This is a genomic window from Pseudoalteromonas sp. SMS1 (assembly GCF_021530565.1).
Classification (GTDB): Bacteria; Pseudomonadota; Gammaproteobacteria; order Enterobacterales; family Alteromonadaceae; genus Pseudoalteromonas.
Genome location: NZ_JAKGBI010000017.1, coordinates 26,611 through 40,686, shown reverse-complemented (window position 1 = coordinate 40,686; position 14,076 = coordinate 26,611). Strand labels below are relative to the sequence as shown.

Sequence of the window (14,076 nt, the reverse complement as noted above, 5' to 3'; positions counted from 1 at the left end):
GGGCATTCATTATCAACGCCCAAGCAGCTTAGGGTTTCATATATGCTGAAAAGTATTTCTATCTTGCTGATCTGTATCCCAGCTCTCCTACTCAGCGCTTGTCAATTCACCCCTGGAAAAATTGGCGTGACAGAAAAATACTATGACTTTGATCATAAAGTACATTACGAACAAATAAAGTATAGCGATGACCACTATTATTTGAAGATTAAGGCGGATTCATACAATCATTTTTTGCAACAAAGTGTGTTTTTATTGCGCCACAGTCAATTGCTCTGTCAGGGTCGACAAACCCAACTATTATTGCAAGGTGGTGTACAAAAATTTGACCGCTTACCTACCACTCCACGTCCGTATGAGCCAGACCTTCAAGCCGAGATCACATGTATTGAGGTCGATGGCGAGTAAATAAGTTCGAGCGTACACGCTTCAAGGTACGCTCGTCTACAAGGCGCTTAGTCTTTGTAGCCCCAAGGCGCTTTCGGTGCTTTAATAGGCTTTGTTAAATCAAAATCAACGCGGAACTCACGTCCTTCACGCACTAAACGATAAGTAAACTGTTCGTCATAGATGAACATCTGCCATGTATTGCCAACCGACTGCGGGATCCCTTGAGCGATAAAAAGCTCTTTAGAATATTGATCCGCTGGGAACGACTGTACCGTGTTATAACCCGCGTCAACAGTGTGGCCACCATACATTGTGGAAGCGTCATCCGTACCATCTTTGTGGCGATGATCATGCTTTAAACTGAGTCCACTGCCAGTTTTGGTAATAATCCAAGTGCGAGAGGCATCTTTGCCGACATGGAATGGCACTTGCAGTTCCTGCTCGTTACAACGACGCACATGCATCACCAAGCGCTCTTCACTAAATGCACTTGGACCTTGATTATCAACCGTCACTTTACCTTCGTACGCTTTGCCACAGTGCGCTTTAATTTTGTCGAAAAACGTATCATGCGTCGGGATAGAGACGAGGGGAGCAGGCCTGGCAAAGGCGGTGCTGCTCGCAACCACTGTTGCCGCCATCAAAAGAGTAGCTGTGAACTTGTTCATTGAAATGTTCCTAAAGATAAAAAGCCAAAGGCTAAAGGGCCTTTGGCTTGATGGCAAAAAAATGCGATGGTTGAAGCGTTGGCCGTGATTATTGCCACGGCCTTGACGCAGTTAGCTGTTGTTCAAATGCATCTATGTGTTGATTCAACTGCTCGGTTTCACCGATAAAATCCAGTCCACTCAACAATCTGGCTTTAATGTCTGGACGGACAGAAAATGGAATGGGCGCAAATTGTTCACTGTTAATTTGCTGATTTTCTAAATCAATCTCGATGTTCACGTGCGCATGCTGTTCACACACAGCAAACAAACCATCCAATGTCGACGCATCCAATGCGATACACAACATCTGGTTGTTACCGCAGTTATTGAAAAAAATATCGGCAAAACTCTCCGCTAGGATGATACTAAAGCCATATTGTTTCAGCGCCCATGGCGCATGCTCACGAGAAGAACCACAACCAAAGTTATCGCGTGTTAAGAGCACGGTCGCCCCTTGATAACGCGGATAATTTAACACAAACCCAGGATCAGCCTCGCCATTTTCTAAGTAGCGCCAATCATAAAACAACGCTTTATCAAACCCATCTCGACTGGTGGAAGTTAAAAACTGCTTTGGAATAATCTGATCTGTGTCCACATTGTTCTTATCTAATGGGGCCATTAAGCCACTGTGATAGATGCTCATGCCTGTGCTCCTCGAATGTCTGTGAAACAACCAGCAATCGCTGCCGCCGCCGCCATCGCAGGACTGACTAAATGGGTACGCCCACCTCGTCCTTGACGACCCTCAAAATTGCGATTTGAAGTCGAGGCACATCGCTTACCTGCCCCCAATCGATCATCATTCATTGCTAGACACATTGAACACCCTGGTTCACGCCACTCAAACCCTGCGGCAACAAATATCTCCGCCAGCCCTTCTTTTTCAGCTTGCTGTTTTACTAAGCCAGAGCCGGGCACAATTAGAGCTTCCACTCCTGCAGCCACCGTTTTCCCTCTCACAATCTCTGCCGCAGCGCGCAAGTCTTCAATACGGCTATTTGTGCATGAGCCAATAAATACAGTATCCACTTTCGCATCAGAAAGCTTTTGCCCAGCTTTTAGTCCCATATATTTCAGTGCTGAGCGCATTGAATCCGCTTTGATTAAGTCCTGTTCTAGGTCGGGATCTGGGATAGGCTCGTCAATACCAATCACCTGCTCAGGGCTAGTACCCCACGTCACTTGCGGTTGGATATCTTCAGCATCCATTTCTACCACGCGATCAAACTGCGCCCCCTCATCTGAGTGCAAGGTTTGCCAATAAGACACAGCGTGTTTGAAATCTTCTCCTTGTGGTGCAAAAGGGCGTCCTTCAAGATAAGCATAAGTGGTTTCATCTGGAGCAATCAAGCCCGCTTTCGCCCCCATTTCTATACTCATATTACACAACGTCATACGCGACTCCATAGACAATGACGCAATGGCACTGCCACAAAACTCGGCCACAAACCCTGTTCCACCAGCCGTACCAAGCTCACCGATGACCGCCATGATCAGGTCTTTTGCCGTAACGGTTGGGCGTAACCGACCATTGATTTGGATTTTCAGTGATTTGGCTTTCTTTTGTTGGAGTGTTTGCGTCGCCAAAACATGTTCTACTTCTGACGTACCAATCCCATGCGCCAGTGCCCCAAAAGCGCCATGGGTTGAAGTATGGCTATCACCGCAAACAATGGTTGTACCCGGCAAAGTGATCCCCTGTTCCGGACCCATAACATGCACAATCCCTTGGTTAATTGACTCTAAATCATAAAGTTGAATACCAAACTCTTCGCAGTTCTGTGCCAACGCTTGTAACTGGTTTTTACTCACTTCACTGGCAGCATCAATTGACCGACTTTTAGTCGATACATTGTGATCCATCGTCGCAAAAGTTTTATGCGGACAACGCACTGGACGGTTTTTTTCTCGTAACCCCGCAAACGCCTGCGGAGACGTCACTTCATGCACTAAATGCCTATCGATATACAGCAAGTCAGTTTGCTCATTAAGCTTTGTCACTACATGCGCTTGCCAAATTTTGTCGTATAAAGTTTGTGCCACTTGCTACATCCTTCCTTTAAACGCTAATTAACTGATCCACGGATTATGCCTAGATACGATTCACGATTGCCTGCGCAACATCTAACGTGGTGTACGCCGCCTCTGGGTAGATATCTGGCGTACCAATGCCTTGTGCTACGGCTTCTGCAACCGCTTTTTCAATGCGCCGCGCCGCTTCATCTTCACCCAGTGAATAACGTAGCATCAGTGCCGCACTCAAAATTTGCGCGATGGGGTTCGCAATCCCTTGTCCAGCGATATCAGGCGCCGAACCACCCGCGGGTTCATATAACCCAAATCCTGACTGGTTCAAGCTTGCCGACGGTAAAAGACCCATAGACCCAGTGATCATGGCGCATTCATCAGACAAAATATCACCAAACAAATTGTCACATAGCAGCACATCAAATTGGCTAGGTTGCTTCACCAGCTGCATCGCCGCATTGTCGATGTAAATGTGTTCAAGCGTGACATCGGGGTAATCTTTACTCACCTCGACCACGACTTCACGCCACAATACACTCGATGCCAATACGTTAGATTTGTCGACCGATGTAACATGGTTGCTGCGCAATCGAGCTGCATCAAACGCAAAGCGAGCAATACGTTCAATTTCTTTGCGGCTGTATTTTTGTGTGTCAAAAGCATACTCTTCAGCGCCACTGCCATCACGGCCCTTTTCACCAAAGTAGATACCGCCAGTCAACTCTCGTACACACAGAATATCAAAACCCTGTGCGCTGATATCGGCGCGCAAAGGGGATGCTCCACTCAATGCAGGCAGTAGCTGCGCAGGTCGTAAATTGCAAAAAAGTCCAAAGTGCTTCCTCAACGGCAACAATGAGGCACGTTCAGGCTGTTGCTCTGGCGGTAAGTCAGCCCATTTTGGCCCACCTACTGAACCAAACAAAATCGCATCTGCGGCTTCACATGCCGCAAGCGTTTGCGCTGGCAAAGCCTGACCAAACTCGTCAATCGCAGCGCCACCAATTGCTTGGGGCACCATGTTTAGCGTGAACGCAAACTCATCGCTCACACGCGTTAAGACCAGCTCTGCAGCGGCCATCACTTCTGGGCCAATGCCGTCTCCAGCGAGTACTGCGACCTGATAACTTTTTTGACTCATCCTGCTTTCCTTTGTTGCTTAAGATCCGACACTTTGCGTGCCCTATCGATTAAATTGTAAACTCGGATCATGGCTCGAACTGATGCTTCTACGACATCGGCGGCAAGGCCCGCGCCGTGGTATTGGCGACCGTCATACTTAGCGATGATATTCACTTGGCCCAGAGAGCTCGCGCCTTGACCCGTTGCTTCTAAATTGTATTCAATGACTTCTACGGCGTGTCCAGTGATGCGCTCGATGGCTAAAAATGCCGCTTCGACGGGCCCATTTCCAGTGGCCGCCTCTTGACTTAGCCTCTCCCCTAAACTCATACCCACCGTTGCACTTGCTATGGATTGTGAGTTAGAAGACGCATTAACAAATTGCAGCTGATAAAATTCGTCTTGCTCGGCCAACTTGTTAAAATGGATCATCGCTTCTAGGTCATAGTCATAGACTGTGCCTTTTTGGTCCGCCAACTCTAAAAAGCTAGCGTATAGCTGATCCATGTCGTAATCTGATGCTTGATACCCCAGTTCGGACAAGCGGTGTTCAATCACATGACGACCGGAGCGAGAAGTCATATTTAACTGGTTATTAGGGACTCCAACCGTTTCGGGCGCCATAATTTCATAGGTGTTTTGTGCTTTTAGTACACCGTCTTGGTGAATGCCAGAACTGTGGGCAAATGCATTTTCACCCACAATGGCCTTATTTGGTTGCACCGGCATATTACATATCGTCGCAACCTGCCTTGATGCACGATAAATCTCTTCACTACGAATATCGGTCCGCACATGTAAGTGGTCTTGACGCATCTTCATGATCATTGCCACCTCTTCCAAAGAGCAATTACCCGCACGTTCGCCAATACCGTTGATGGTACATTCGATTTGTCTCGCCCCAGCTTGCACAGCCGCAATAGAGTTCGCGACAGCCAAACCCAAATCATTGTGACAATGCACACTCAAACGGGCTTTATCGATATTCACCACATTATTGCGTAGATGATAAATAATCGCGGCATATTCGTCTGGGGTGGTATAACCGACGGTATCTGGAATATTAATGGTGGTTGCCCCTGCACGAATGGCACGGTCAACCACTTTACATAAGTCATCAAATGGCGTTCGCCCCGCATCTTCACAAGAAAACTCAACATCATCAGTGTATTTCAGCGCCTGTTTGATGGAACGCTCCGCCATATCAATGACATCGTCTAATGATTTACGTAGCTTGTGCTGCAAATGTAATGGACTGGTCGCGATAAAAGTGTGAATGCGTGGCTGCTGCGCCCCTTTCAACGCCAAACCACAGGCTTCAATGTCTTTTGGCATTGCACGCGCAAGGCCACAAATTGCAGGCCCTTTAACTTCATTGGCAATGCGCTGCACAGCTCTAAAGTCGGCAGGACTTGAGACTGGAAAACCCACCTCCATCACATCTACATTGAGGCGACTGATGGTGTGCGCTAATTGAATCTTATCTTCTTCAGTTAAGCTGGCTTTTAACGCCTGCTCCCCGTCACGTAGTGTTGTATCAAAAATCCAAACCTTGTCCTGCATTCCTATTTCCTCGCGCAAAATAAAAAACCCCGCTCTGTGGCGGGGTTTGCTATTTGGTTGCTCACGACACGCAACTAAGCCCCGCTCTCACTTAAAGTAATCAGTAAGAGGTTAAGCAAAATTGACAGTAGCGTGATTTTTTTCATTTGAGCAATCGTACCTGTTGGTGAATTGCCTATGTTGTAACACGTCGAAAAACACCAGATCAAGCATAATTTTTTCAATAAAGCGGTAAAACAAGAACACTTAAAGATTAAATAAACCAAAAAAAATTCAATGGATAAAAAATATATCCACACACCATCTTCCTTTTTGATTTGTAATAGACCGATCCCCCATTACAGTTGGTTAAAAATTGTGGACGAAAAAAAACCGCCTCATGGCGGTTTTTTCGATTTTATTTGCGTGAAACTTGGCTTGCTAATCGACTTCCTTCTGATAACCCGATGCCCCTTTGGCAATATATCGCAGCTGCCAAATTAGCCGCTCAGTCAGTTCTTCACGCTGTTGAGGATCCAAATCAAGTGCTTCGGCGCCAGAACTAAATACAATCGTCACCATTGCTTCCGCCTGCATATAGGCATGATGTGCTTCCATTTTGGTTTCAGACTCAAGGTAATGGGCCAGTTCTAAAATAAAATGCTTTATTTCACGCGCAACGGCGGCACGAAAAGCGGGTGAGGTACCCGAGCGTTCCCTCAGCAACAGCCGAAACTGGTTACTAGAGGTTTCGATAAATTCCATAAAAGTTAACACCGAAGTATTGATGACACTGCCACCACTTGCTATACGGCGGCGCGCTTGGCGCATGAGTTGGCGCAACGTTAACCCCGCCTCATCAACTAACGTCAAACCCAATTCATTCATATCTTTGAAGTGACGATAAAAAGACGTGGGTGCAATGCCCGCTTCGCGCGCAACCTCACGCAAACTCAGATTCGAGAAGCTATGTTCAGCACTCAATTGATTAAATGCTGCTTCGATCAGCGCTTGTCGTGTTTTTTGCTTTTGTTGTGCACGCACGCCTGACATGAATGACCCCCTGCTATTTTCACTCTATTATGCTCTTTGGGCAGTCTAATACTTGACGACGCAAGAATGAAATACTATTTTAGCGTACAAGTGTACGCTGAGATTTTAAAAAATGAAAAAACCGCCGATTATTTGGACTAATGTACTATTTTTTAGTCTGTCATTTTTAGCCGCCGCCATCCTCGTGCCTTGGTACGGGTTTGAGTATGGTTATACTCTTACGCATTGGATCGCATTTATTGCCTGTATGTTTTATGCCGGTATGTCTATCACTGCTGGATATCATCGCTTATGGGCACATAAAGCCTATGAAACACATCCCGTTATCCAAGTGTTTTTTGCTTTAGGTGGGGCATTTGCATTACAAAACAGCATCCTACATTGGAGTAGTGACCACCGTGTTCATCACGGCCAAGTTGATGATCCAGTGAAAGACCCTTATGCAGCAACGCGCGGTTTTTGGTATAGCCACATAGGCTGGATGCTGCGTGATTATCAAGGTGAAAATTATGGTGATTACAGCAATGCCCGCGATCTGCAGCGCAACAAAATTGTGATGTGGCAGCACAAACACTATTTAAAACTCGTATTGTTGACCAACATAGGTATTCCACTGCTGCTGGGTCTCGCACTGGGTGATGTGTTTGGTATGCTCATCCTAGCCGGTGTACTGCGTTTAGTACTTAGCCAACATTTTACCTTTTTCATTAACTCTCTCGCGCATATCTGGGGCAGCCGACCTTACACAGAAAAAAATACTGCAAGAGACAACGGGTTTTTAGCTCTGCTCACCTATGGTGAGGGATATCACAACTTTCATCACATTTTTGCCAGTGATTATCGTAACGGCATTCGTTGGTATCACTACGACCCAACGAAATGGATGATCCGAGTGTTGGCCTATTTAGGTTTAGCGAGCAAACTCAAGCGTACGCCAGTTGAACGCATTGAGAAAGCCAAAGCAGAAACCCTGTTAAACAAAACAAAAGTTACTTTAGCAAAATTGCCTTTAGCGCAAGATAAGCTTACATTGTTACAACAAGAATATGATTTGCTTCTGAAAAAGCTTCAGCACTTCTGTGCAATTCAAAAGCAAGTACTCGAAGCAAAAAAGCATGCCGTGTTAGAACAATGCGAACAGTCAGCTCTACACAAACAATATTTAGAGTTAGAACAAGCTTGGCATACACAAAAACAGGCGTGGTTAGCACTTAACTCGAGGCTGTTAAAGGGCGCAGCAAGTTAACCCTACGCTTATAACGGCCTCCCAATAGCAAGTAAGGCGAGGCCGTGACAAAACCCAAAGATAACCCAGCAGAGACTCCCGCACCATCATTCCAATATGATGCCATCATCATCGGTACCGGCCCTGGTGGCGAAGGCGCCGCGATGAATTTATCCAAAAGCCAACAGAAAGTGGCCGTGATTGAAAAGCAAACGTCCGTTGGTGGAGGGTGTGTGCACTGGGGCACCATTCCGTCCAAGGCGCTGAGACACTCAGTTAGTCGCCTTATAGAATATAAAGCAAACCCGCTTTACCGTTTTACAGAGCGTCCAAAGCGTCTCACCTTTCAAGATATCTTAAATCACGCCAGTGACGTGATTGGCAAGCAATCTTCTTTACGCTCTAGCTTTTACGACCGTAACCGCATTCATTTGTACCAAGGTGAAGCCCACTTTGTTGACGCCAACACCATTCGTGTCACGCATCTGGATGGCTCTCAAGACACGCTCACAGCAAACACCATTGTCATTGCAACCGGTTCAAGGCCATATCGTCCACCAGGCGTCGATTTTAGTCACCCACGCGTTTATGACAGTGACACCATTTTGAATTTGGAGCACAATCCTCAGCGCGTCATCGTCTATGGCGCGGGCGTGATTGGCTGTGAATATGCCTCGATCTTCAAAGGACTGGGCGCAAAAGTCGATCTCATCAATACGCGTGACAGGCTGTTATCATTTATGGATGATGAAATTTCGGATGCGTTGAGCTATCACTTTTGGAACAGCGGTATTGTCATTCGTCACAATGAAGAGTACGCCAAAGTAGAGGCCTCCGATAAAGGGGTGATTTTACATTTGCAATCAGGTAAAAAAGTCAAAGCCGATTGCATTCTATGGGCCAATGGTCGCACTGGTAACACCGACAGCCTCAACCTCGAGGCCGTCGGGCTCAAAGCAGATGGACGAGGTCAACTCAAGGTGAACGAATACTATCAAACCAAGGTCGATAATATTTATGCTGTCGGCGATGTGATCGGTTACCCCAGCCTTGCCAGTGCCGCTTTTGATCAAGGTCGAATTGCAGCCAATGCCATTGCCAATGGGCAGTGTGATGACCGTTTGATCACCGATATCCCAACAGGTATTTATACTATCCCTGAAATGAGCTCCGTCGGTAAAACCGAACAAGAACTCACGGCCGCAAAAATTCCATACGAAGTTGGCCGCGCGCAATTTAAACACCTCGCCCGCGCACAAATTGCCAGCACGGAAGTGGGTAGCTTAAAAATCTTATTTCACACTAAGACCAAAGAAATTCTCGGTATTCATTGTTTTGGGGAGCGTGCTTCTGAGATTGTCCATATCGGCCAAGCCATCATGGAACAAAAAGGCGAAGGCAATAATGTAGAATACTTTGTCAACACAACTTTCAACTACCCGACCATGGCAGAAGCATACCGCGTCGCTGCGCTCAATGGTTTAAACAGGCTATGTGATTAACTTATTGTGACATTGGGGCTGCACTTGCAGCCCCAACTTAAAAGCGGTATTCGCCATTAAACCGCCACAGTTGCTCAATTTGCCTAATTGGTAAATTGTCATCGGCGCGGTTGGCCACTTTAGTTTCTAAATACTGAAATTCCGCACCAAGACGCCAATTGTCAGTAATTCGCCATTTCAATGTGGCCGTGATGGCGCCCCCATCACTCTCATTGGGGTCAAACGTCCAATGGTCTAAATCTTTCACCTTAAATTGTTCTATCCGTCCACTGAGACGAAATTGCTTCCAGCGGTGAGTCAACAACACAAATTGACTATCAAAGTCATTGTCCACCCCCCGCGCTCTGCCCATAGCCGTATTGCCAGACATCGCTTGTGCAATCACATGGGTCTGACGCGTAATCTTAAACTTGTACGCCAAACTCCAAAACTTAGTGTCCCACGCATATTGGCCAGTGTCATAGTTTACAATCGCTGGATCACCATTATTGTCATACCAATAGGCTCGCAATGAATGACGATTTTGATAGCTCCAATGTGCACCCACGTAATAACCAAAGCGTCCATCGATTTCAGTGAAAGGTTCAATCTGCCATGCCTGCCCTTGCAACTGCGGGCTCATAAAGCCTGCAGTGGGCCTGAGATTAAGCGACTCATTAAACACCGACTGTCTGTCATGTGACGAAAATCCGCGCCATGAGAGCACAGCACCTGTGGGATCATTCCCTTTGTAGATACCCGCAAACCATTGCCAATTATGTTCACTGGGTTTTGCCAAGCGCTTCCCACTGCGCTTGAGACTGGCTTCGACTCCAAAGATTCTTAATTCCTCTGCGAGCCACGTGTTCAGCGCAGAGAAATTGTAATTGTAGGGCGAGGACCAACCAATATCCGGATTTTCTAGTGACATTTTGGGGTAGAACCCACCAACGCGTACTTGCGGCTGGTATGCACCGTTAGTGACTGGTTTGTATTGCGCGTACAGCTCAGTAAAACCCACCTTGTTATCCGGATCTGGTACGTATTGGGTGACGCTGTGTGCCGACCAACTCGAACTCACATCAAAACGCGACTCAAGCACCGCACGGCTCAGGTTTAGACGCTCATCGCCCTTACCAAAGCGATTAACAGATGCACCCCTTTCATACCACGAAGCATATTCACTGGCTGACTGCCAACTAACTTGTATTTGGCCCTTGTGTTGTGCACCTTGCCCAAACACCACCGGTGCCACTAGCATCAGAGAGCTCAACCAACATACCGACGTAAATTGATATCTATTCATAGTCGTCAAACTCATCTGAGAAGTCTTCCTTGGTTTTAAATAAAGACTGATTAAGCTGATAGGTTAACGTTGCCTTTTCATCCAGCTGAGTGACCTTCATTGACTCTGGCTGGTCCAAGTTCGCAAACCCTTCATGCCACACATGGATAGTTGTTCCAAGCACCCGTGATTGCTCTAAATCAAGTGCAGCCACCCCGTTTTTGTCCGTAATGGCGAAATGGGTAGAGTCCACCACCAGAATGTAACCCAACATCCAGTCATGAATATTGCAACCCAATTCTACTACCCCTGTATTGGCAAATTTTAGGGCTTGAGGCTTGTCACGATACAGTTTAAATTCAAATGGTTGCGCCGCTGAAAAAGAATAAACATGATGCAATATTGAATCGTAATTGGGAAATGAGACTTGTGCTCCTTTCGGGACAACTAGAATATGAGGGGTAAAGGCACGATCTCTTTGACCCATTTTGTAGTCATTTTGAATCGTTTGCGTGTCTTTGAGTAAATGGGCGCCCTCGAACCACACTACCGCACCATTCACAGGTTCCCCGCGTTCATCGGTCACATTCACCGTAACGGCTTGTGCCGCCAAGCTGGCCATAGTTAACGTCGTCAACACACTTATCAATGCGGTGGCTGACCACGCTCGCCTTGTCTTATTTTGCTTTATTGGTTTTTTTACTTGCTCTTGACGCTGCATTTAATGCTGTCCTTATCAGGCCTTGTTTTTCATTTGAGTATAGACCGGACGACGTAAATAATGCATTCATCGCATTTTAATTTTGAATACGTATGCAAGTCATTTTGGGCTGTGCAAATTGCCCTTAAGCTAGTTCCACCAATGGCACAATGAGAATAATAATGCGTTATCCAAGTTCACTCGGTCTTGCGATAAGCCTCACCGTAGGCGTTGTCGCGCATATCAATACAGCACAAGCAGCTAGCTTTAGCGTTCAGTCTCCTGATAAGCAACTGATCTTCACGATCAGCGACGAAAAAAGTCAGCCAAAATATCAAGTTTCATTTCAAGGCAAAATCATTATAAACCCCTCTTCGTTGGGCTTTGATTTTGCGCGCGCCCCTTCTATGCGCGACAATATGTACATTCGCAACACGAGCACTGCCAGCCATCACGACACTTGGCAGCAGCCATGGGGAGAAGCTCGAGAAATCACCGATCATCACAATGAATTGCTCGTTACGTTTGCCGATAAAACCACACAAGTTGACCAGTATCGAGTACGAATTCGTGTCTTTGATGATGGTCTTGGGTTTCGATACGAAGTAAATAAAAACAACGCACGATACATCACGCGTGAATTGACCGAATTTAGCATCACAGACAGCGGCGAAAGCCAAGCGTGGTGGATACCTGCGAGAGGCTGGAATAGATACGAATATACCTATCACACCACGCCGCTCCATGACGCCTCTCATGTCCACACGCCATTTACTTTTAAAAATAAACATGGCGTACATATGAGTATTCATGAAGCCGCATTGGTTGACTATGCCGGTATGACGCTCAACCAGCGCAGGCCCGGTACTTTTATAAGTGATCTAACCCCCTGGTCAGACGGTATTGCCGTCAAAACAAACGGCCAATTTAAATCACCATGGCGGACCATACAAGTTGGTGACCAAGCAACGGATTTGCTAAATTCTCATCTGATCCTAAACCTCAATGAACCCAATAAGTTAGGGGATGTATCTTGGGTAGAACCGGGTAAATACACCGGGATTTGGTGGGGCATGCATATTGGTCAACATACCTGGGGGAGTGGTGAAAAGCATGGCGCGACAACCGAACGTACGAAAGCCTATTTGAACTTTTCAGCAGAACACGGTTTCGATGGGGTCTTAGTAGAAGGATGGAATACGGGCTGGGATGGAGACTGGTTTTTCAATGGCGATGTTTTTAGCTTCACAGATGCTTACCCAGACTTCGATATAGCGGCAATTAAAGCGCATGCCGAAAAAGTGGGGGCACGCCTAATTGGACACCATGAAACATCTGGCAATGTCAGTAACTATCGCGCACAGATGGAGGCCGCCTTTGCACTTTACGCGCAGTCGGGCGTCACACAGGTAAAAACAGGGTATGTTGCCGATGGTGGAAATATCAAACGCATTGATGCACGCGGCCACCCTAGGTTTGAATGGCATGATGGACAATTCATGGTGAATGAATATTTAGACAACATCAAATTAGCGGCCAAATACAAAATCAGTATCAACACCCATGAGCCAATCAAAGACACGGGCCTTCGTCGTACCTACCCAAACTGGCTAACTCGGGAAGGCGCTCGGGGGCAAGAGTTTAATGCATGGGGAACCCCGCCAAACCCACCTGAGCATACGCCGATGTTGGCGTTCACGCGTATGCTGGCCGGTCCGATGGACTTTACTCCGGGCATATTTGATATGGGCTTCAATGGCTTAGGGGATAAAACGAATCGCCCACAGACAACCTTAGCAAAACAGTTGGCACTGTATGTGGTATTGTATAGCCCCGTTCAAATGGCCGCGGACCTGCCTAAAAATTACTTAGCAAAACCCGATGCGTTTCAGTTCATCAAAGACGTTCCAACGGATTGGGAACAGAGTATCGCGCTTGCAGGCGAAGTCGGAGACTATGTCGTATTTGCTCGCCAAGAGCGTGCGAAGAAGCATTACACCGGCGAAGATTGGTACCTTGGCGCAATTACCGATGAACACGCTCGCGAGCTAAAGATCGATCTGGACTTTTTAGTGCCAGGCAAACGCTATGAAGCCCATATCTATCAAGATGGCGCGCAGGCAAACTGGCAGCATAACCCATATGCACTCACCATCAAAAAACAACAAGTAACGCATAAAGATACGCTATCACTGCGACTCGCAGCGAGCGGAGGCGCTGCGATACGTTTTAAAGCACTTTAGTACCAAAGGAGAAAAGGAGCAAAATCACGCTCCTTTTCTTTACAATCTCGCATTCAACTTCTAAACCTAACAGACTGATCTCCCACTCTCTAACGTAAATAAACACTCATTTAAACGTTAATTTAACCTTCGCGTAATAATATGTAATTAATAGTTCGTAATTTACCCCGATTGAAAACGAAAAAAATTACTTAAGTTGTATCCACAGCCTTAAATCACCTTGTTTGTAAATTTCCAGGTACGTAGAAAGCCAACTATTGTGCTTTTTACTTTGAAAGGATTTTCACGAGACAA

General features: G+C 46.5%; 12 protein-coding genes. 4 read left to right on the top strand and 8 right to left on the bottom strand.

Translation table 11 applies throughout. The annotated features are described in order from the left end of the window. Positions 1-42 precede the first annotated feature (42 nt). A complete protein-coding gene (locus L1286_RS17445) occupies positions 43-408 on the top strand; it encodes a hypothetical protein (protein WP_235408320.1) in 366 nt (121 codons plus the stop codon). Between the two features lie 47 nt (positions 409-455). On the opposite strand, the gene L1286_RS17440 is transcribed toward L1286_RS17445, so the two are convergent. From L1286_RS17440 to fabR, 6 genes are all read right to left on the bottom strand, one after another. Further along, on the bottom strand, positions 456-1,058 hold the full coding sequence (locus L1286_RS17440; RefSeq protein ID WP_235408319.1) for a hypothetical protein: 603 nt from the start codon (positions 1,056-1,058) through the stop codon (positions 456-458). An 88-nt stretch (positions 1,059-1,146) separates the two neighbouring features. Then, on the bottom strand, positions 1,147-1,746 hold the full coding sequence (leuD, locus tag L1286_RS17435; RefSeq protein WP_235408318.1) for a 3-isopropylmalate dehydratase small subunit: 600 nt from the start codon (positions 1,744-1,746) through the stop codon (positions 1,147-1,149). Beyond that, positions 1,743-3,146, bottom strand: a complete 1,404-nt coding sequence (gene leuC / locus L1286_RS17430; protein WP_235408317.1) for a 3-isopropylmalate dehydratase large subunit — start codon at positions 3,144-3,146, stop codon at positions 1,743-1,745. The genes leuD and leuC overlap by 4 nt, the downstream gene beginning before the upstream one ends. Positions 3,147-3,195: 49 nt before the next feature. Next, entirely contained in the window at positions 3,196-4,272 is a 1,077-nt protein-coding gene (gene leuB / locus L1286_RS17425; RefSeq protein WP_235408316.1) for a 3-isopropylmalate dehydrogenase, read from the bottom strand. Beyond that, entirely contained in the window at positions 4,269-5,816 is a 1,548-nt protein-coding gene (gene leuA, locus L1286_RS17420; protein ID WP_235408315.1) for a 2-isopropylmalate synthase, read from the bottom strand. Before leuA ends, leuB begins: the two co-directional genes overlap by 4 nt. 420 nt (positions 5,817-6,236) lie before the next feature. Further along, positions 6,237-6,848, bottom strand: coding sequence for an HTH-type transcriptional repressor FabR (fabR, locus tag L1286_RS17415; protein WP_235408314.1), 612 nt, complete (start codon positions 6,846-6,848; stop codon positions 6,237-6,239). Positions 6,849-6,960: 112 nt separating this feature from the next. Here fabR and L1286_RS17410 point away from each other — a divergent pair, with 112 nt between their 5' ends. Then, positions 6,961-8,094: an acyl-CoA desaturase gene (locus L1286_RS17410; protein WP_235408313.1), complete on the top strand. Its 1,134-nt coding sequence runs from the start codon at positions 6,961-6,963 to the stop codon at positions 8,092-8,094. A gap of 44 nt (positions 8,095-8,138) precedes the next feature. Beyond that, a complete protein-coding gene (sthA, locus tag L1286_RS17405; protein ID WP_328284239.1) occupies positions 8,139-9,575 on the top strand; it encodes a Si-specific NAD(P)(+) transhydrogenase in 1,437 nt (478 codons plus the stop codon). Between the two features lie 37 nt (positions 9,576-9,612). Here the strand turns inward: sthA and L1286_RS17400 are convergent, their stop codons facing one another. Together L1286_RS17400 and L1286_RS17395 are read right to left on the bottom strand one after the other, a co-directional pair. Continuing rightward, entirely contained in the window at positions 9,613-10,875 is a 1,263-nt protein-coding gene (locus tag L1286_RS17400) for an outer membrane beta-barrel protein (protein ID WP_235408312.1), read from the bottom strand. Next, complete coding sequence (locus tag L1286_RS17395) at positions 10,853-11,560, bottom strand: methylamine utilization protein (protein WP_235408311.1); 708 nt, start codon at positions 11,558-11,560, stop codon at positions 10,853-10,855. The genes L1286_RS17400 and L1286_RS17395 overlap by 23 nt, the downstream gene beginning before the upstream one ends. A gap of 161 nt (positions 11,561-11,721) precedes the next feature. Between L1286_RS17395 and L1286_RS17390 the strand changes: the two genes are divergently transcribed. Beyond that, positions 11,722-13,782: a glycoside hydrolase family 97 protein gene (locus L1286_RS17390; protein ID WP_235408310.1), complete on the top strand. Its 2,061-nt coding sequence runs from the start codon at positions 11,722-11,724 to the stop codon at positions 13,780-13,782. Positions 13,783-14,076 lie beyond the last annotated feature (294 nt).